Genomic DNA, 19,101 nt, shown 5'->3' on the forward strand with positions numbered 1-19,101 from the left:
GTCCCGCATTGAACCTTGGACGTATTTGCGACATTTTGGCGCGAAATGAAAACCCTTCACCGCCGTATGGCTCAAATCTCCCCCGGTTGGTGAAATAATAAGGTGTGCCCGATGTCCCAAGACACCCCCCAAGTCTCCTTTAACCGCGTGATGCTGAAGATTTCCGGGGAGGCGCTGATGGGTGACCTCGGCTATGGCCTGCATCCACCAACCGTCGAACGCATCGCCCGCGAAGTGCAAACGGTGCATTCGCTTGGCGTCGAGATCTGCATGGTCATCGGCGGCGGCAATATCTTTCGCGGGCTGCAAGGCTCTGCGCAGGGGATGGAGCGGACCACGGCGGATTATATGGGCATGCTTGCCACGGTCATGAACGCGCTGGCGATGCAATCGGCGCTCGAAGGTCTGGGCATTCACACGCGGGTGATCAGCGCCATCACGATGAACGAAGTGGCCGAGCCCTATATCCGTCGCCGCGCCGTGCGCCACCTTGAGAAGAAGCGCGTTTGCATCTTTGCCGCAGGCACCGGCAACCCCTATTTCACCACAGACACCGCTGCGACCCTGCGCGCTAATGAGATGTCTTGCGAGGCCATCTTTAAGGGCACCAAGGTCGATGGGGTTTACGACAAAGACCCGGCGAAATTCGATGATGCAAAACGCTATGACACGGTAAGCTATGACGACGTGCTGCAAAAGCGGCTTGGCGTTATGGATGCCTCTGCCATCGCATTGGCACGCGACAACAACCTGCCGATTATCGTCTTCTCGCTGGATGAGCCGGGCGGGTTCAAGGGCATTCTGGCCGGGCAGGGCACCTATACCCGCGTCGGCTAAACGCGAAATGCACCGCAGGTGATCGTCCTACGGCTGGACGATCCGCTTAAGGCCGCCGCGGCTCTCTTGGGGTCGCGGTTGGCGTATGGTGGCGAAGTAATGGGCAGTTGTGAAAGCGCCGCGCCACCGTTAGAAAGCCGTAACGCAAGGAAACAACAAGCAGGCCTCGCCATGTCAGACGAATTTATGCTCGATACCGATGATCTTGAACGGCGGATGAACGGCGCAATTGCGTCGCTTCGGACCGAGTTCGCATCGCTGCGCACAGGGCGTGGCTCGGCCTCTATGCTGGAGCCGGTGATGGTTGAGGCTTATGGCCAAATGACCCCTGTGAACCAAGTCGGCACCGTCAACGTGCCAGAGCCGCGCATGGTGACGATCAACGTGTGGGATAAAGGTCTGGTCGGCAAGGTTGAAAAGGCCATTCGCGAAAGCGGTCTGGGCATCAACCCGCAGCTGAACGGCACCATCATCATGCTGCCGATCCCCGAGCTGAACGAAGAGCGCCGCACCCAGCTGACCAAGGTTGCTGGCCAGTATGCTGAGCACGCCCGCGTTTCGATCCGCAACATCCGCCGCGACGGGATGGACCAGATCAAGAAAGCCAAAAACGACGGCGCGATGTCCGAAGATGACCAGAAGATTTGGGAAGGCGAAGTGCAGGACCTGACCAACCGCTTCATCACCCTCATCGATGACCAGCTTGAGACGAAACAGGCCGAAATCATGCAAGTCTGACCCGGCCCAAGGGCAGGGACACAGCACTTGAAAGAAAAGGCCGAGACATGAGCACCGCCGAAATTCAACCTAAGATTGCTCCCGGTGGGCCGCGACATGTGGCGATCATCATGGACGGCAATGGCCGCTGGGCCACCCAACGCGGGCGGCCCCGGCTGTTTGGTCACCACGCCGGTGCCAAACGGGTGCGCGAAATTGTTGAGGCCTGCCCCGATGTGGGGGTGGAATACCTGACGATTTTTGCCTTCTCGACAGAGAATTGGAAGCGCACGCAGGTCGAGGTGGCGGGGCTTATGTCGCTGTTTCGGCGCTATATCTCCAAGGAAATGCGCAGCCTTAGCGAATATGGCGCGCGGGTTCGGTTCATCGGGGATCGCGACAGGCTGGATGACAAGCTGATCAAACTGATGGGCGAGCTTGAGGCCCATACCGTGCAAAACACCCGCATCAACCTCACGATTGCGCTGAACTATGGTGGCCGCGATGAGGTCGCCCGCGCCACGCATCGTTTGGCCCAAGATGTCGCCAGCGGCAAACTTGACCCCGATAGCGTGGACGAAGAGACCCTGCCGCGCTACCTCGATACCCATGTGCTGCCCGACCCCGATCTGGTGATCCGCACCAGCGGCGAGGCGCGGATTTCGAACTTTCTGCTGTGGCAGTCGGCCTATGCGGAATATGAGTTCATCGACACGCTGTGGCCGGATTTCACCCGCGAGGAATTCGCCCGGCTCTGCGCCGCCTATGGCGGGCGTGACAGGCGGTTCGGTGCGGTCAAGACCTGAGGAGACGTGCGATGAAATCACCTGAACAATGGTCCGACCTGCGGGCGCGGATGCTGTCGGCCAGCGCCATGATCCTGATTGGCCTGCTGGGCATCTGGCTGGGCGGTGTGGTGTTTCATCTGCTGGTGGCATTGATTTGCGGCATGATGGTCTGGGAATTGGTCGGCATGTTGCGCGGGCCTGGGAAGGCGGAATCTTGGCAGCTTGGGCTGGTGACGGGCGTGGCGGTGTTGGCTTCGGTCTATCTGCCGGTGGGCCTTGGGCTGCCGTTGTTGCTGGCGCCAGCGCTTCTGGGGTTCGCGCTTTTGAGCGCCAACCGCACGCTTTACATGAGTTTTACCGCGCTGATCCTGCTGGCGGGCTTTGGTCTGATCCAATTGCGCGATGATATGGGTTTTGGCTGGTTGATGTGGCTGGTGTTGGTGGTCGTGGTCACCGATGTGGTGGGCTATTTCGCCGGTCGCGCCATTGGCGGGCCGAAGTTCTGGCCCAAAGTCAGCCCCAAGAAAACATGGTCCGGCACCGCATCGGGCTGGGTCGGGGCGGCGGTTGTCGGGCTGATCTTTTCCTTCAACACCGGCTTTGGTCTGCAGCTCGTCGGCATCTCGGTCGCGCTGTCGATGGCTTCGCAGATGGGCGATATGGCGGAATCGGGGATGAAACGTAAGATGGGCGTCAAAGACAGCTCGGCGCTGATCCCCGGCCATGGCGGTCTGCTGGACCGCTTTGACGGGATGCTGGGCGCTGCGGTGTTCTTGCTGATCGTCGGGCCGCTGATCGGCTTCCCGCCGGGCGTGAACTGATCCGCTATGCCGCGCAAGATTTCGATACTGGGGGCGACCGGGTCCATCGGTCAAAACACGATTGACCTGATCCGCCGCGCGCCTGACGGCTATGATGTCGTGGCGCTGACCGGGGCGGGCAATATCGCGCAACTGGCGGCGGATGCGAAAGCGCTGAACGCCGAGGTCGCGGTCACCGCGCGCGAAGACCTGCTGGAGGATCTACGCGACGCGCTTAGCGGCAGCGGGATTGAGGCGGCGGCAGGGTCTGACGCGATCGCCGAGGCGGCATCGCGTCCGGCAGATTGGACGATGTCGGCGATCATCGGTGCTGCGGGGCTGGCACCGGGGCTGGCCGCCCTGCGCCAAGGCGGCACGCTGGCATTGGCCAATAAGGAATCGCTGGTCTGCGCCGGGGCGCTGATCATGGGCGAAGCCGAGCGCAATGGCGCCACGATCCTGCCGGTCGACAGCGAACATTCCGCCGTTTTCCAAGCGCTCGTGGGCGAGGATATGACTGCCGTTGAGCGCGTCATCATCACTGCCAGCGGCGGCGCGTTTCGCGATTGGCCGCTAAAAGACCTCGCCAATGCGACGCTCGACCAAGCTTCAAACCATCCGAACTGGGACATGGGTCAGCGGATCACCATCGACTCGGCCTCGATGTTCAATAAGGCGATGGAAGTCATTGAAACGCGGGAATTTTTCGGCGTCTCGCCTGAGGCTATCGAAGTGCTGGTGCATCCGCAGTCGATGATCCATGCGTTGGTGGGGTTCTGCGATGGTGGGCTGATGGCCCATGTCGGACCGCCTGACATGCGTCACGCGATTGGCTATGCGCTGCACCACCCGCAGCGGGCACCTTTGCCGGTGGAGCGGCTGGATCTCACCAAGATCGGACGGTTCGATTTTACCGCCCCTGACGACGCCCGCTGGCCTGCGCTGCGCCTCGCGCGGGAGGTTATGGCGGCGGGGGGCTCATGGGCGCAGTCTTTAATGCGGCCAAAGAGGTTGCGCTGGATGGCTTCATCGCCGGGCAGTTGCGCTTTACCCAAATGGCCGAAATCGTCGAAGAGGTATTGGACGCGCGCGCCGCTGACGCATCGCTGGGCCGGGGCAGCGACGAAATGACACTTGATCTGGTGGCCGAGGTCGATCATCTCGCCCGTAAGGCCGCGACAGCCGCAATTCATAAAAGAGCAGGATAGCACGTTGGACATCATGGGATATTTGCCGGAGTTCGGCGGGCTGATTTGGACGATATTGGCCTTTGTCGTGGCGCTGTCGGTGATCGTGGCGATCCACGAATACGGCCATTACATCGTTGGCCGTTGGACCGGGATCAAGGCGGATGTCTTCAGTCTGGGCTTCGGCCCGGTGCTGTTTTCGCGCATCGACAAGCGCGGCACGCGCTGGCAGTTCGCGCTGCTGCCCTTTGGCGGCTATGTGAAATTCGCGGGCGATTCCAATGCGGCCTCCGGCAAGGACGAAACCGCGATGGAGGCGCTGGCCGAAGACCCCGAAGCGCTGCGCCACACGATGCACGGCGCGCCGCTTTATGCCCGCGCGCTGACCGTGGCGGCGGGGCCGGTGTTCAACTTTGCCCTGTCGATCCTCATCTTTTTCGCCGTGGCGATGACCGCTGGCACCGCCCGCGATCCGCTCACCGTGGGAGAGCTGCGGGCGCTTCCCAACGCTGCCTATGAGTTGCAGCCGGGCGACATTCTGCGCGCGGTCGAAGGCGCGCCGGTGCCCTCGCTTGCTGCCGGTGGGGGCTATAGCGATTTCCTGACGAATTTGCCCCAAGAAGCGGTCTTGAGCTATGACATCACCCGCGATGGGGCCGACCTGACCGTGCCCGGCCCCTATCTGATGCCGCCGCTGGTCAGCAATGTCGCGCCTCAATCGGCAGCGCAAGAGGCCGGTTTGCGCAGCGGGGATGTGATCACCGCCGTCAACGGGCAAGAGATCGTGGCCTTTGGTGAGTTGAAAGAGGTGGTTGAGGCTTCCGAAGGGGCGCCGCAGGAGTTGACCGTCTGGCGCGATGGCGAGACCCTGCCTTTCACCCTCGTTCCCAAAGCCACGGATGAGCCGCAGCCCGATGGCAGTTTCAAGCAAAATCTGCGCATCGGCATCGTCGGCGGCATGGCCTTCGTGCCCGCAACCGATACGCCCGGCGTGGGGGAGGCGCTGAGCTCGGGCCTAGACAACACTTGGCGCATCATCACCGGGTCCATCTCGGGCCTGCGCGAGATGATCGTCGGTAATATCAGCACCTGCAACCTGAGCGGCCCGGTGGGCATCGCCCAGACCTCGGGCGCGATGGCGAGCCAAGGGGCGCAGTCCTTCATCTATTTCATCGCGGTGCTGAGCACGGCGGTCGGTCTGCTGAACCTCTTCCCAATCCCGGCCTTGGACGGCGGGCATCTGGTGTTTTACGCCTATGAGGCCGTGACCGGCAAACCGCCCAGCGATGGCGCGCTGCGGATTTTGATGACCATGGGCATCGCCTTGGTGCTGACCTTGATGCTCTTTGCGCTTGGGAACGACTTGTTCTGCCCATAGGCCGGGCGGCGCCCCTGACAGTGAAAGACATCCTGCGCCTTGCCCTTACGGGCAGGGCGTAATGCCTTGAAATGGTCATAATTGAACAAAATCGTGCCGCAATCCTTGGCTATGGTCATCTTTCATCTAGAAGGAACCCATGATGCACGTTTTACAAGGATCATACCGCGGCCTCAGCCTGCTTTTGGACCTTAACTGGGACCGTGCGTTCTTTGCCGCGGCCATTGCAGCGGCGCTTTCTGCCGGGGCCTTTGTCGCCTCTCTCTGAATGCTTGCGAGTGCGTGATAGAGTGCCTTATCGGGTGCTTCTGCACGATCTTGGCTCATGATGTCATTCTGGCCCAACTTGCCGCATGATATGGTATATTTTCTCGGCCGTTGCTTTTGACAAACCCCGTTAACCTGCGTAGTCAGGTTGACAACAATGTCGTAAAAAAACGGGTCGGTGTAATGGGACTGAGGAACGAGGGCAGAATGCCCGTCGAGTGGGCGCAGCGCAGCAATGTTGGCAAGACCCTTCGGGGGCATCGCTTTGTGTCATGTTGTCCGTGGCCTGGCTCGTGCCGGGCAGCCAAGCGCAGGCGCAGCAATATCAGTTCAACACGGTCGTCATCGACGGCAATGAGCGGATCGGCGACAGCGCGATTCTGCGCCGGGCCGGTATCGGGCGCGGGCAGGCGGTGTCGGGCGGTCAGTTGAACGACGCCTATCAGAACCTGCAAAACTCGGGCCTGTTCGAATCCGTCGCTCTTGAGCCGCAGGGCAACACGCTGGTCATCACGGTGGTCGAACTGCCGACGCTGAACCGCGTCAGCTTTGAGGGCAACCGCCGCATCAAGGATGAGATGCTGGCCGAACTTATCGGCTCGACCGAGCGTCGGGTGTTCAATCCCAGCCAAGCCGAGCAAGACGCCGCCGCCATCGCCGAGGCCTATAGCAACGAAGGCCGTCTGTCGGCCCGCGTGCAGCCCCGCATCATCCGCCGCGATCAAAACCGCGTCGATCTGGTGTTCGAAATTTTCGAAGGCGACAACGTCGAGATCGAGCGTCTGAGCTTTGTCGGCAACCGGGTCTATTCCGACCGGCGTCTGCGCCGCGTGCTGGACACCAAACAGGCGGGTCTGTTCCGCCGTTTGGTCAAACGTGACACCTATGTCGAAGGCCGGGTCGAGGCCGATAAGCAGATGCTGCGGGATTTCTACCTCTCGCGCGGCTATGTCGACATGCGTACCGAGGCGGTCAACGCCGAGCTGACCGAAGAACGCGATGGCGTCTTCGTGGCCTATAACATCACCGAGGGGCAGCAGTTCCGTTTCGGCAACGTGTCGGTCGAGTCCGAAGTGCCGGGGCTGAACGCCGCCGTGTACCGTGACCTGCTCAAAATCCGCCCCGGCGTGATCTACTCGCCCACTCTGATCGAGAATGACATCGCCCGGATCGAGCGCCAAGCGATCCGCGATGGCGTCGATTTCCTGCGGGTCGAGCCGGTGATTGACCGCAACGACCGTGATCTGTCGCTCAACGTGACCTACAAGCTGTCCCGTGGCGAGCGTATCTTTGTTGAGCGGATCGACATCGAAGGCAACACCACGACGCTTGACCGCGTAATCCGCCGCGAGTTCGACAGCGTCGAGGGTGACCCGTTCAACCCGCGCGAAATTCGCCAAGCGGCAGAACGTATCCGCGCGCTGCAGTATTTCGAGACGGCAGAGGTCAACGCCCGCCAAGGCTCCAGCCCCGAGCAGGTTGTGATTGACGTCGATGTGGAAGAGAAGCCCACAGGTTCGCTGAACTTCGGCGGCTCCTTCTCGAACAACGACGGTTTCGGGGTGGCGGTCAGCTTTCAGGAGGACAACTTCCTCGGGCGCGGCCAGCGGCTGAACCTGTCGATCTCCACCGCCGAAGATGCCACGCGCTATGGCGTGACCTTTGTCGAGCCGCGCTTTTTGGGGCGTGACGTGGCGCTTGGTCTCAAGCTTGATTATGCGGAAACCAATTCGTCTTACACCAGCTATGACACCGAACGTCTGGTGTTCCAGCCCAGCCTGACTTTCCCGGTCAGCGAGAATGGCCGTCTGTCGACGCGCTATACCCTCGAAGGGATCGAGATGCTGGAGCGTGATGATGAGGATAACAGCGCCACCATCGCGAATGAAATCGCGGAAGGCGCGTTGTTCTCTTCCTCCCTCGGCTACACCTACACCTATGACACCCGCCGCACCGGGCTGGACCCGACACAGGGCATTCTGTTCGAGTTCGGTCAGGACTTTGCCGGGCTTGGTGGGGATAACGAGTTTATCAAAACGACAGCCAAGATCGCGGGCGAAAAGCGCATCTTTAACGAGGAAGTGACCCTTCGCGCCACGCTTGAAGGCGGTGCGCTGGCATGGAACAGCGGCACCAACCGTGCGGTTGACCGCTTCATCCTTGGCCCGTCGATCATGCGCGGCTTTGAGCCGGGCGGCATCGGTCCGCGCGATCAGAGCAACGGTGTGGATGACGCGCTTGGCGGCAACCTCTTTGCCGTGGCCCGTTTCGAGGCGGAGTTCCCGCTGGGGCTGCCCGAGGAATATGGCATCTCTGGTGGTGTCTTCTATGACGTGGGCAACCTGTGGGATCTGAGCGATGTTGACACCACGGGCGGCACCATCGTCGGCGAAGGCGGTTCTTTCCGTCATGTGATCGGCTTCTCGGTCTTCTGGGACACGCCACTTGGCCCGCTTCAGTTCAACGTCTCCGACGCGCTGAAGAAAGAGAGCTTTGACAAAGAGCAAAGCTTTGAGGTCACGCTGCGGACGACGTTCTAAGCCCATGCGCCGCGCTTTCATCCTCTTGGTGATGATGCTGGCCGGGGCCACCCCGGCCTCGCGCAGCAGGCCCCTGTGGCAGAGCCGCAAACAAACACGCCAGCCCCCGCGCGGGGCGGTGTGATCAGCCCCGTGCTGACCATCGATTCCGAGCGCCTGTTCCGCGACAGTGCCTTTGGCCAGCGCGTCACCCGCGAGATCGAAGCCGAGAGTGAGCAACTGGCCACCGAAAACCGCGAGATTGAGGCGGCCCTAGAGGCGGAAGAACGCGAACTCACCGAAAAACGGTCGCAGATGAAGCCCGCTCAGTTCCGGCTTCTGGCCGATGCCTTTGACGAGAAGGTCCAGCGCACAAGGACAGAGCAGGCGGCGAAAAACCGGGCGCTGAGTGAGGCGTTGGATCTTGAGCGCGAGCGGTTCCTGTCTGCCGCGGCCCCGGTGCTTGAGCAGTTGATGCGAAATTCCGACGCGGCGGTCATTCTTGAGCGGCGGCGGGTCTTTGTTTCTTCCTCGGTGATTGAGGTCACGGATGAGGCGATTGCCCTGCTGGATGAGGCGATCGGAACCGGGCTGACCGACGCCGACTGATCCGCGCGTTCCGCGGGGATGCTTGCCCCCAGCCGCCTGAATTGGTAGCCATTCAGCAACCTTCTGAGACAAAGGACAGTCCATGACCGAAGAGCTGCTGCGCGCCGATATCCAGTTGATCCAGCGCATCCTGCCGCACCGCTATCCCTTTTTGCTGGTCGACAAGGTCGAAGAGATCAAGGGCACCGAGAGTGCTGTCGGCTACAAAAACGTCACCATGAACGAGCCGCATTTTCAGGGCCATTTCCCCGGCACGCCGATCATGCCGGGCGTCACCATTGTCGAAGCGATGGCGCAGACAGCAGGCGTGATGGTGGGCACCGCCCTTGGCATGCAGGACCGCGACATGCTGATCTATTTCATGTCGATCGACAAATGTAAGTTCCGCCGCAAGGTTGGCCCCGGCGATGTGCTGCGGATGGATCTCACGACCCTGCGCGGCAAGCCGGGTGCGAAAATCTGGAAATTCGGCGGTGTTGCCACGGTCGAGGGCGAAATGGCCGCCGAGGCCGAATTCATGGCGATGGTGGATCTGCCGCAGGACGCGGCATGAGCAATATCCACCCCAGTGCCGTGATCGAAGAGGGGGCGCAGATCGACCCTTCGGCGCGCGTCGGCCCCTTTTGCGTCGTCGGGCCTGAGGTCGTGCTAAAGGCGGATGTGGAGTTGAAATCCCATGTCGTCGTCACTGGCCAGACCGAGGTTGGCGCGGGCACGGTGATCTTTCCTTTCGCGGTGATCGGTGAGATTCCGCAGGATTTGAAGTTCAAGGGCGAAGCCAGCCGTCTGGTCATTGGCGAACGCAACCGCATCCGCGAACATGTCACGATGAACTGCGGCACCGAAGGCGGTGGCGGGGTGACGCGCGTGGGCGACGACGGGCTGTTCATGGCGGGCTGTCACATTGCCCATGACGCCATCGTCGGCAACCGCGTGATCGTGGTGAACAACGCCGCCGTGGCGGGGCATTGCGTGCTTGAAGATGACGTGATCATTGGCGGGCTTTCGGGCATCCATCAGTGGGTCCGCATCGGTCAAGGCGCGATCATTGGCGCGGTGACCATGGTGACCAATGACGTGATCCCCTATGGGCTTGTCCAAGCGCCGCGGGGTGATCTGGACGGGCTGAACCTTGTCGGGCTGAAACGCGCGGGCGTGGCACGGAGCGACATCACGGCGCTGCGGGCAGCGTTTCAGATGCTCGCGCAGGGCGAGGGTACATTCTCGGACCGAGCGCGGCGTTTGGGCGACGAAACCCAAAGCGATTACGTTCGCCAGATCGTCGATTTTGTCATGGCCGACACGGGCCGTCATTTCCTGACGCCGAAATGAGCCTTGCGCTGATCGCCGGGCGCGGCGGCTTGCCCGCACGGGTGGCGGCAGCGCAGGCCGAGCCGCCGTTGGTCTGCGCCTATGAGGGCTGCGCGCCCGATGGGTTGAAGCCCGATCTGACCTTTCGTTTGGAAACCTTGGGCAGCCTTCTGGCGCATCTTTTGGGCGTGGGTATTCGAGATGTGTGTCTGTGCGGGGCTATCGACCGGCCCACGCTGGACCCCGCAAAGCTCGATATCCGCACAGCACCTTTGGTGCCGCAGTTCAAACAGGCGCTGGCCGCGGGCGACAATGGCGCGCTTGAGGTGATCAAGACGATTTTCGAAGACCATGGCCTTCGGGTGGTCGGGGCCGATGAACTGGTGCCCGACTTGTTGGCCGACAGCGGTGTGCTGTCGCGGGAGTTGCCAGATGAGCAGATGCGCCGGGATGCCGCGCGTGGTGCTGCCGTGCTCGATGGCTTGGCCACGCTCGACATCGGGCAGGCCTGCGTGATTGGGCGTGAGCAGGTCTACGGGGTTGAGACCATCGGCGGCACGGATCACTTGCTGACGACCTTGCCAGAGATGGTGCGCGGGGCGCGAGCGGTGCTCTGCAAAGGTCCGAAAACTGGCCAAATCCGCGAGATTGACCTGCCCACCATCGGCCCCGACACGCTGCGCGCCACCCATGCGGCGGGGCTGGCGGGCGTGGTGGTCAAAGCAGACGGTGTGATGCTGCTGGAGCGCGACGCCTGCGCGGCGCTGGCCGATGAACTGGGGCTGGTGCTCTGGGTCCGAGAGGGGGCGCGGCGTGAAGGTGTTCATTCTGGCAGGCGAGCCTTCGGGCGATCGGTTGGGCGGCGCGCTGATGGCGGGGCTGAAAGAGCTTTGTCCCGAGGTGACATTCGACGGAATCGGCGGGCCGATGATGATGGCTCAGGGGTTGGAAAGCCGGTTCGACATGAACGAGCTCAGCGTCATGGGGCTGGCCGAGATCCTGCCGAAATATCGCGCGCTGATGGCCCGGATCAACGAGACGGCGCAGGCGGTGGTTGAGACCAAACCAGATGTGCTCATCACCATCGACAGCCCCGATTTTTCCCTGCGTGTGGCGCGTAAGGTGAAAGAGAAATCCGACATCCGAACAGTGCATTACGTTGCCCCGACGGTCTGGGCATGGCGCCCCGGTCGGGCTGAGAAGATGGCCCGCTCTGTCGATCATGTGCTGGCGCTTTTCCCCTTTGAGCCGCCCTATATGGAAGCGGCGGGTATGGCCTGTGATTTCGTGGGTCACCCGGTGGTGGCCGAGCCTGTGGCCGATGACGCCGCCGCTGCGGCCTTCCGCGCCGAGCACCGTCTTGCCGATGCACCGCTGTTGCTGGCGTTGCCCGGCTCGCGCCGGGGCGAGGTCACGCGGCTGGCGCCAGTGTTCCAGCAGGTCGTCGCGCGGCTGGTCGAGGCGGAGCCGGCCTTGCGCGTCGTGGTGCCAGCGGCCAGTCCGGTGGCGGCATTGGTCAAACAGGTGACGCGCAATTGGGCGGGCAACCCGCTGGTGCTGGACCCGCGTGATATGGCGTCCGAAGAGTTCACCGCCACCAAACGCGCCGCCTTCCGCGCGGCGGATGTGGCGCTGGCGGCCTCGGGCACCGTGTCTCTGGAACTGGCTGCGGTGAACACGCCAATGGTCATCGCCTATGACATGAACTGGATCAGCCGACAGATCATCGGGCGGATGCTGCGGGTTGATACGGTAACGCTGGTCAACCTCGTCTCGGAAACCCGCGTGGTGCCGGAGTTCATCGGTGCCAACTGCCGCCCCGGACCCATCGCCGAAGGCGTCTTGCAGGTGCTGCGCGCGCCCGGCGCCCAGAAGGACGCGATGGCGCTGACGATGCAACGTTTGGGGCAGGGCGGCGAGGCACCGGGCCTGCGGGCCGCGCGCGCGGTTTTGGCGCGGCTGTAGGGAGGCTTAGCCTCGGTGGATCCAGCCGCCGCCAAAGATGCGCGTGCTTTCAGGACCATAGAACACACAAGCCTGACCCGGCGATACACCTTCCTCGGCGGTCAGCAGTTCAACCTCGGCCTCGGTCGCGCTGATCGGGCGCAGGATCGCATCGCGCGGCGGACGGGTGGAGCGCACGCGCACGGCGATGTTCCACTCTGACCGGGAGGTCAGGGGCTCATCGCCCAGCCAGTTGATCTCTCGCACCGGGATCTTGCGGGTGGCGAGCATGGATTTAGGGCCAACGACGACCTCTTTGCGCTCGGCATCCAACCTCACCACATAAAGCGGGTCGGCCAGGCCGCCGATGCCCAAGCCCCGGCGCTGACCGATGGTGTAGTGGATCACACCCTCATGTTTCGCCAGCACATTGCCTTCGGTATCGACGATATTGCCCGGATCGGCGGCCTCGGGGCGTAGTTTGCGGATCACCGCGGCATAGTCGCCATTGGGGACGAAACAGATATCCTGACTGTCGGGTTTGTCAGCCACCACCAGCCCGTATTTCGCCGCCAGCGCACGGGTGTCGTCCTTGCTGGGCAGATGGCCCAATGGGAAGCGCAGATAGGAAAGCTGCTCTTCGGTGGTGGAGAACAGGAAATAGCTCTGGTCGCGGTTGCCATCGGCGGCGGCGTGTAGCTCTGGCCCGCTCTCGCCCATCTTGCGCTGGATATAATGACCGGTGGCCATACAGTCGGCCTCAAGATCCTTGGCGGTTTCCAGCAAGTCCTTGAACTTGACCCGCTCGTTGCAGCGGATGCAGGGCACGGGCGTGGCACCGCCGAGGTAGCTGTCGGCGAATTCATCGATCACGGCGTCCTTAAAGACGTTCTCATAGTCCAGCACGTAATGCGGGAAGCCCATCTCTTCGGCCACGCGGCGGGCGTCCTGAATGTCGACGCCCGCGCAGCAGGCACCTTTTTTGGCCAGCGCGGCGCCGTGATCGTAAAGCTGCAGGGTCACGCCCACGACGTCATAACCTTCGTCGGCGAGCATGGCCGCCACAACGGAACTGTCCACACCACCCGACATCGCCACGACGACCCGCGTGTCGGCAGGTGCCTTGGCAAAGCCAAGCGAATTGAGCGGCGGGGTCTGATCAAGGGCCATGGGTCTCTCCGGAGTTTGTGCGCGAATATAGGAAAATCCTACCTAGTCACAAGGGCAGGCTTCACGCCGCGTTAAGGCAGATGGGGGTTATTGGCCGCCAGAACAATGGCGGATGATGCGATGTACCTGAAAAAAGTCGATGGGCCACGGTCTGTTACCCTCGCTGACGGGAGCGTGATGTCACGCGCCGATTTGCCCGGCGCAGATACGCGAAGGTGGGTCGCCTCGCGCAAGGCAGCGGTGGTGCGGGGGTGGTCTATGGGCTGATCACCCAATCCGAAGCGCTGGAGCGTTATGGCATTAGCGATGACGAATTTATGGAATGGTTGCATGCGGTTACAGAGCATGGAGAGGCCGCGCTGAAGGCCACTGCCTTGAAAAAGTATAGACAACTTTAAGTTGTTAAGCTAGCCTATCTAGTATCGGTAACGGGTAGTTAACCTTTTTTGCTCAAGATTAGCCAATCGTCCTAGATGAGCCGGAGAAACCGAATGCGTGTATTGTTAGTTGAAGATGACCCGACGACCTCTCGCAGTATTGAACTCATGCTGACCCATGCGAATCTTAACGTCTATGCCACCGACCTAGGCGAAGAGGGGATCGATCTGGCCAAGCTCTATGACTATGATTTGATCCTGCTCGACCTCGATCTGCCGGATATGAACGGCCATGATGTGCTGCGCCAATTGCGGCTGGCGCGGATTGAAACGCCGATCCTGATCCTGTCGGGGTCCGACGATACGGAAAATAAACTCAGGGGATTTGGATTTGGTGCCGACGATTATTTGACCAAACCATTTCACCGCGAAGAATTGGTGGCCCGGATCCACGCCATCATCCGTCGTTCCAAAGGCCATTCCCAATCGGTGATTGAGACGGGGCAAGTCGCCGTAAACCTTGATGCCAAGACCGTCAGTGTCAACGACAGCCCCGTGCATTTGACCGGCAAGGAATATCAGATGCTGGAACTGCTGAGCCTGCGCAAGGGCACGACCCTGACCAAAGAGATGTTTCTCAACCACCTCTATGGCGGCATGGATGAGCCTGAACTGAAGATCATCGATGTCTTTATCTGCAAGCTGCGCAAAAAGCTCAGCCAAGCCACAGGCGGAGAGAGCTACATCGAAACCGTCTGGGGCCGGGGCTATGTGCTGCGCGACCCCGAACCGGCGCAGATGGATCTGGCCGCCAGCGCCTGAACTGCCATCAACCGAGCCTGAAATCGCTAGACCTGCCCCTGATCGCCACCTATCTAAGCCACAGGTGACAATGTCGGGGGCAGATCGTGACATCCCAGATCGAGGTTGAAGCGCTGACCAAAGCGCAGGCAGAGACGGAGCTGGCCCGGCTGGCCGAGGTGCTGAACGAGGCGAACAACGCCTATCATACGGAAGATGCACCAGAAATTTCCGACGCGGAATATGACGCGCTGAAGCGGCGCAATGCCGCGATCGAAGCGCGCTTCCCCGACCTAAAGCGCGCTGACAGCCCGTCAGAGCAAGTCGGCGCGCCGGTCGCCGAAGGGTTCGGCAAGGTGCGGCATGCGGTGCCGATGCTCTCGCTCGCCAATGCTTTCGACGCTGAGGAAGTCACTGAGTTCGACGCCCGGATCCGCAAATACCTTGGGCTGGGGTCGGATGCGCCACTGGCCTATACGGCCGAGCCCAAGATCGACGGGCTGTCGCTGTCCCTGCGCTATAAAAAGGGTGTGCTGGTGCAGGCCGCCACGCGGGGCGATGGCGCGGTGGGCGAAAATGTCACCGCCAACGCCCGCACCATTGAAAACATCCCGCAAGAGTTAAAGAACGCGCCGGACCTGCTGGAGGTGCGCGGCGAAGTCTATATGAGCCACGCCGATTTCGCGGCACTGAACGCGCGGCAGGCCGAAAGGGGCGGCAAAACCTTTGCCAACCCGCGCAATGCCGCCGCCGGATCCCTGCGGCAGCTCGACGCAGAGATTACCCGCGTCCGGCCATTGCAGTTTTTCGCCTATGCTTGGGGTGCGCTCTCGGAACCCTTGGCTGAGACGCAGAAGGGCGCGATTGACCGATTGACGGAACTAGGATTTTCGACCAACCCTCTGACCGCGCTTTGTGACGGGCCAAGTGATATGGTCGCCCATTACGAAAAGATCGAAGCGCAGCGCGCCACGCTGGGCTATGACATCGATGGCGTGGTCTATAAGGTCGACGATCTCGCGCTTCAGGAACGGCTTGGCTTTCGCTCCACCACGCCGCGTTGGGCCGTCGCCCATAAATTCGCCGCCGAATTGGCGTGGACCCGGCTTGAGGGGATCGACATTCAAGTTGGGCGCACCGGTGCCTTGTCGCCCGTGGCGCGGTTGCAGCCGGTCACGGTGGGCGGGGTCGTCGTCTCCAACGCGACGCTGCACAACGAAGATTACATCAAAGGGCTCGACAGCAAGGGCGCCGAAATCCGCGGCGGCAAGGACGTGCGCGTGGGCGATTGGGTGCAGATATACCGCGCGGGCGATGTGATCCCCAAAGTGGCCGACGTGGACCTGTCGAAACGTCCCTCTGATGCCGAAGCCTTTGTCTATCCCACCACCTGCCCGGAATGCGGGTCGGATGCGATCCGGGAGCCGGGCGATGCGGTGCGGCGCTGCACCGGTGGGCTGATCTGCCCGGCGCAGGCCGTTGAAAAGCTTATCCATTTCGTCAGCCGCAAGGCATTTGATATCGACGGTCTGGGGGCCAAACAGGTCGAACAGTTTTACCATGACGGTTGGATCGCGGAGCCTGCGGATATTTTCACCTTGAAAGAGCGTTACGGCAGCGGCGTGCAGCAGTTGAAAAACCGCGAAGGCTGGGGGCCGAAGTCGGCGGATAACCTGTTTCAGGCTATCGAAGATCGCCGTGAAATACCGATGGCGCGTCTGATTTTTGCCCTTGGTATTCGCCATGTTGGCGAGGCGGCGTCGAGCCTGATCGCGCTGCACTACGGCGATTGGGACAGTTTTGAGGCTGCCATGGCCGAGGCGCGCGGGCTCGACGGCCCCGCTTGGGATGATCTGATTGGCGTCGATGGCGTCGGCAGCGTCATGGCGGGTTCGCTGGTTTCGGCCTTTGCGCAAGAGGCAGAGCGCGCCTCAATCGACCGGTTGGTGGCGCATCTGACCGTGATCCCGGCGGAACGCCCCGACACCGAAGGCAGCCCCGTCGCAGGCAAGACCGTCGTCTTTACCGGCACTTTGGAGAAGATGAGCCGGGCCGAGGCCAAGGCCCGGGCGGAGCGTTTGGGGGCCAAGGTTTCAGGCTCGGTCAGCGGCAAAACCGATATTCTGGTCGCCGGACCGGGGGCGGGGTCCAAGGCCAAGAAGGCCGCTGATCTGGGGGTCGAGACGATGGATGAAGATGGCTGGCTCGCCTTGATCGAAGGCAAATGAGCGGCAGACCGGAACAGCTTTTCCCGCTATTCGCGGGGCTCGAAACGCTCGAAGGGGTGGGGCCAAAGACAGCGCAATTGCTGGGCCAATTGGGCATCCAAGCGCCGCGCGATCTGATCTTTACCCTGCCACATTCCGGGATCGACCGCCGTCTGCGGGACAGTGTGAAAGACGCGCATCTGCCTGCGACACTCACCCTGGCCGTCACCATCGGCGCACACCGTCCGGCACGCAATAAAGGCGGCGCTTACCGCATCACGGTCGAGGACGCGCAGACCAGTTTTCAACTGGTCTATTTCCACGCGCGCGGCGACTATTGGCAGCGGCAATTGCCCGAAGGCAGCCGCCGCATCGTTTCGGGCCGGGTGGAGTTTTTTGACGGGATGGCGCAGATGGTCCACCCGGATTTCGCCGTGCCGGAAGATCAAGCGGCCGATATTCCTGACTTTGAGCCGGTCTATCCGCTCACCTCTGGGCTGACGCAAAAGGTAATGTACAAGGCCACCCGAGGCGCCTTGAAACGGCTGCCGAAGGTGGCCGAATGGGCCGATCCCGGGCAGGTGGCGCAGGCCCCTTGGCCCGATTTCGCCGCCGCCGCAGAGGCCGCGCATGACCCGCAAACCGCGCAAGACCTCACCGCCACGGCCCCGGCGCGGGAGCGGTTGGCCTATGATGAGCTTTTTGCCCATCAAGTGACCCTCGCCTTGGCGCGGCAGAATGAGCGGCGCAAGATGGGGCGGGCGAACCGGGGCGACGGGCGGTTGCAAGAACGGGTGTTGTCTTCCTTGCCCTATCGGCCCACCGGCGCACAGCAGCGCGCCGTCGAAGAGATCACCGCCGACATGGGCCGCGAGACCCGCATGAACCGGCTGTTGCAGGGCGATGTGGGGGCGGGCAAGACGCTGGTCGCCTTCATGGCGCTTTTGCGCGCCGTTGAGGCGGGCGGGCAAGCGGTGCTGATGGCACCGACGGAAATCCTTGCGCGTCAGCACCTAATGGGGCTGCAACCGTTGGCGGAACAGGCGGGCGTGGTGCTGGAACTCCTCACCGGGCGCGACAAAGGGGCAGAGCGGCGGGCCAAGCTTGCGGCACTGGAGCTCGGCGACATCCAGATCCTCGTTGGCACCCATGCGGTGTTTCAGGCGGATGTGAGCTTTGCCGATCTGCGCCTTGCGGTGGTCGACGAACAGCACCGTTTTGGCGTGCGGCAGCGGTTGGAATTGGGCCGCAAGGGGCGGCTGGCCGACGTGCTGGTGATGACTGCCACACCGATCCCGCGCAGTCTGGCGCTGGCGCAATACGGTGATATGGATGTCTCCATCCTCGACGAAAAGCCCCCGGTCGGCAGCCCATTCGCACGGCGCTGGTCTCGACTTCAAGGATGGATGAGGTCATCGACCGGATGCGTCACGCCATCAGCGAAGGGCGGCAATGCTACTGGGTTTGCCCGCTGGTGGAAGAAAGCGAAGTCAGCGATCTGACGGCGGCGGAAGACCGGTTCAAACGGCTCCGCGCGGCGTTGGGCGAAGGGGTTGTGGGCTTGGTCCATGGGCAGATGCCGCCCGCCGAAAAGGACGCGGCGATGCGTGCCTTCCAAGCGGGAGAAACCAAGGTGCTGGTGGCCACCACGGTGATCGAAGTCGGCGTGGACGTGCCCAATGCGACGATCATGGTGGTGGAGCGGGCCGAGATTTTCGGCCTTGCGCAGTTGCACCAGTTGCGCGGCCGTGTCGGGCGGGGCACCGGGGCGTCGACTTGTCTTTTGATGTATCAAGCCCCCTCAGCGATACGGGCCGGCAACGGCTTGAGGTGCTGCGCGATCCGAAGACGGTTTCGTCATTGCCGAAACCGATCTGAAAATGCGCGGCACGGGCGATCTTATCGGCACCGCGCAATCGGGCGTGCCGCGCTTTCGCGTGGCCGATCTGGAGCGTCAGGCGGGTTTGATGGCGGTGGCGCAATCGGATGCCCGAAAGCTTTTGGTTGATGATCCCACCCTCGAAGGGCCGCGCGGCAGGGCGGTAAGGCTGTTGCTATGGCTCATGCGGCAGGACGAGGCGATCCGTTTGATAACAGTGGGTTAGCGCCTAAACTCTCTTTATGTTCGCGAATGTTCTCAAAAAGTTCTTTACATGGATGGGTAAAAATGAGAACAAAGAAGCAACAAA

14 protein-coding genes and 4 pseudogenes are annotated in these 19,101 nt (G+C 61.9%); 17 read left to right on the forward strand and 1 reads right to left on the reverse strand.

Features of this window, described 5'->3' with window-relative positions:
- The first annotated feature begins 111 nt into the window (after positions 1-111).
- The 13 genes and pseudogenes from pyrH to lpxB all read left to right on the forward strand — a co-directional run bounded on the left by pyrH (position 112) and on the right by lpxB (position 12,378).
- Complete coding sequence (gene pyrH, locus ACFQAU_RS14730; protein ID WP_120351215.1) at positions 112-837, forward strand: UMP kinase; 726 nt, start codon at positions 112-114, stop codon at positions 835-837.
- 171 nt (positions 838-1,008) lie between these two features.
- A complete protein-coding gene (frr, locus tag ACFQAU_RS14735) occupies positions 1,009-1,575 on the forward strand; it encodes a ribosome recycling factor (protein WP_007120421.1) in 567 nt (188 codons plus the stop codon).
- Between the two features lie 47 nt (positions 1,576-1,622).
- The gene (gene uppS, locus ACFQAU_RS14740; RefSeq protein ID WP_132443281.1) at positions 1,623-2,360 is read left to right on the forward strand and encodes a polyprenyl diphosphate synthase; all 738 of its coding nucleotides are present in this window, start codon (positions 1,623-1,625) and stop codon (positions 2,358-2,360) included.
- Positions 2,361-2,371: 11 nt separating this feature from the next.
- Positions 2,372-3,163 carry a phosphatidate cytidylyltransferase gene (locus ACFQAU_RS14745; RefSeq protein ID WP_132443282.1) on the forward strand — a complete coding sequence of 264 codons (792 nt, stop codon included), beginning with the start codon at positions 2,372-2,374 and terminating at the stop codon, positions 3,161-3,163.
- 6 nt (positions 3,164-3,169) lie between these two features.
- Positions 3,170-4,350, forward strand: a pseudogene (gene dxr, locus ACFQAU_RS14750) (1-deoxy-D-xylulose-5-phosphate reductoisomerase).
- A 13-nt stretch (positions 4,351-4,363) separates the two neighbouring features.
- Positions 4,364-5,707, forward strand: coding sequence for an RIP metalloprotease RseP (gene rseP, locus ACFQAU_RS14755; RefSeq protein ID WP_386283956.1), 1,344 nt, complete (start codon positions 4,364-4,366; stop codon positions 5,705-5,707).
- A 139-nt stretch (positions 5,708-5,846) separates the two neighbouring features.
- The gene (locus ACFQAU_RS14760; protein WP_276321492.1) at positions 5,847-5,975 is read left to right on the forward strand and encodes a hypothetical protein; all 129 of its coding nucleotides are present in this window, start codon (positions 5,847-5,849) and stop codon (positions 5,973-5,975) included.
- A 271-nt stretch (positions 5,976-6,246) separates the two neighbouring features.
- A complete protein-coding gene (gene bamA / locus ACFQAU_RS14765) occupies positions 6,247-8,514 on the forward strand; it encodes an outer membrane protein assembly factor BamA (RefSeq protein WP_386283151.1) in 2,268 nt (755 codons plus the stop codon).
- Between the two features lie 75 nt (positions 8,515-8,589).
- Positions 8,590-9,102, forward strand: coding sequence for an OmpH/Skp family outer membrane protein (locus ACFQAU_RS14770; RefSeq protein WP_386283154.1), 513 nt, complete (start codon positions 8,590-8,592; stop codon positions 9,100-9,102).
- An 82-nt stretch (positions 9,103-9,184) separates the two neighbouring features.
- On the forward strand, positions 9,185-9,655 hold the full coding sequence (gene fabZ / locus ACFQAU_RS14775; protein WP_132443287.1) for a 3-hydroxyacyl-ACP dehydratase FabZ: 471 nt from the start codon (positions 9,185-9,187) through the stop codon (positions 9,653-9,655).
- Positions 9,652-10,434: an acyl-ACP--UDP-N-acetylglucosamine O-acyltransferase gene (gene lpxA / locus ACFQAU_RS14780; protein ID WP_067939984.1), complete on the forward strand. Its 783-nt coding sequence runs from the start codon at positions 9,652-9,654 to the stop codon at positions 10,432-10,434. The genes fabZ and lpxA overlap by 4 nt, the downstream gene beginning before the upstream one ends.
- Positions 10,431-11,195 (forward strand): annotated as a pseudogene (locus ACFQAU_RS14785) (LpxI family protein); the annotation flags it as partial. The gene lpxA and the pseudogene ACFQAU_RS14785, both read left to right, overlap by 4 nt.
- 31 nt (positions 11,196-11,226) lie before the next feature.
- Positions 11,227-12,378, forward strand: coding sequence for a lipid-A-disaccharide synthase (gene lpxB / locus ACFQAU_RS14790; protein ID WP_132443289.1), 1,152 nt, complete (start codon positions 11,227-11,229; stop codon positions 12,376-12,378).
- A 6-nt stretch (positions 12,379-12,384) separates the two neighbouring features.
- Here lpxB and mnmA read toward each other — a convergent pair whose 3' ends face one another.
- Entirely contained in the window at positions 12,385-13,527 is a 1,143-nt protein-coding gene (gene mnmA, locus ACFQAU_RS14795; protein ID WP_132443290.1) for a tRNA 2-thiouridine(34) synthase MnmA, read from the reverse strand.
- Positions 13,528-13,647: 120 nt separating this feature from the next.
- Between mnmA and sciP the strand changes: the two are divergent.
- The 4 genes and pseudogenes from sciP to recG all read left to right on the forward strand — a co-directional run bounded on the left by sciP (position 13,648) and on the right by recG (position 19,017).
- Positions 13,648-13,925 (forward strand): annotated as a pseudogene (gene sciP / locus ACFQAU_RS14800) (CtrA inhibitor SciP).
- A 93-nt stretch (positions 13,926-14,018) separates the two neighbouring features.
- Positions 14,019-14,726 carry a response regulator transcription factor CtrA gene (ctrA, locus tag ACFQAU_RS14805; protein ID WP_067626480.1) on the forward strand — a complete coding sequence of 236 codons (708 nt, stop codon included), beginning with the start codon at positions 14,019-14,021 and terminating at the stop codon, positions 14,724-14,726.
- 86 nt (positions 14,727-14,812) lie between these two features.
- On the forward strand, positions 14,813-16,933 hold the full coding sequence (ligA, locus tag ACFQAU_RS14810) for an NAD-dependent DNA ligase LigA (RefSeq protein ID WP_132443291.1): 2,121 nt from the start codon (positions 14,813-14,815) through the stop codon (positions 16,931-16,933).
- Positions 16,930-19,017: pseudogene (gene recG / locus ACFQAU_RS14815) on the forward strand (ATP-dependent DNA helicase RecG). Before ligA ends, recG begins: the two are co-directional and overlap by 4 nt.
- Positions 19,018-19,101: the final 84 nt, after the last annotated feature.

Origin of the sequence: Sulfitobacter profundi, assembly GCF_042661425.1 — a bacterium.
Classification (GTDB): Bacteria; Pseudomonadota; Alphaproteobacteria; order Rhodobacterales; family Rhodobacteraceae; genus Sulfitobacter; species Sulfitobacter profundi.

Coding starts and splice junctions, on each gene's coding strand:
- pyrH (WP_120351215.1), top strand. CDS start 112: ATGTCCCAAGACACCCCCCAAGTCTCCTTTAACCGCGTGATGCTGAAG.
- frr (WP_007120421.1), top strand. CDS start 1,009: ATGTCAGACGAATTTATGCTCGATACCGATGATCTTGAACGGCGGATG.
- uppS (WP_132443281.1), top strand. CDS start 1,623: ATGAGCACCGCCGAAATTCAACCTAAGATTGCTCCCGGTGGGCCGCGA.
- ACFQAU_RS14745 (WP_132443282.1), top strand. CDS start 2,372: ATGAAATCACCTGAACAATGGTCCGACCTGCGGGCGCGGATGCTGTCG.
- rseP (WP_386283956.1), top strand. CDS start 4,364: ATGGGATATTTGCCGGAGTTCGGCGGGCTGATTTGGACGATATTGGCC.
- ACFQAU_RS14760 (WP_276321492.1), top strand. CDS start 5,847: ATGATGCACGTTTTACAAGGATCATACCGCGGCCTCAGCCTGCTTTTG.
- bamA (WP_386283151.1), top strand. CDS start 6,247: ATGTTGTCCGTGGCCTGGCTCGTGCCGGGCAGCCAAGCGCAGGCGCAG.
- fabZ (WP_132443287.1), top strand. CDS start 9,185: ATGACCGAAGAGCTGCTGCGCGCCGATATCCAGTTGATCCAGCGCATC.
- lpxA (WP_067939984.1), top strand. CDS start 9,652: ATGAGCAATATCCACCCCAGTGCCGTGATCGAAGAGGGGGCGCAGATC.
- mnmA (WP_132443290.1), bottom strand. CDS start 13,527: ATGGCCCTTGATCAGACCCCGCCGCTCAATTCGCTTGGCTTTGCCAAG.
- ctrA (WP_067626480.1), top strand. CDS start 14,019: ATGCGTGTATTGTTAGTTGAAGATGACCCGACGACCTCTCGCAGTATT.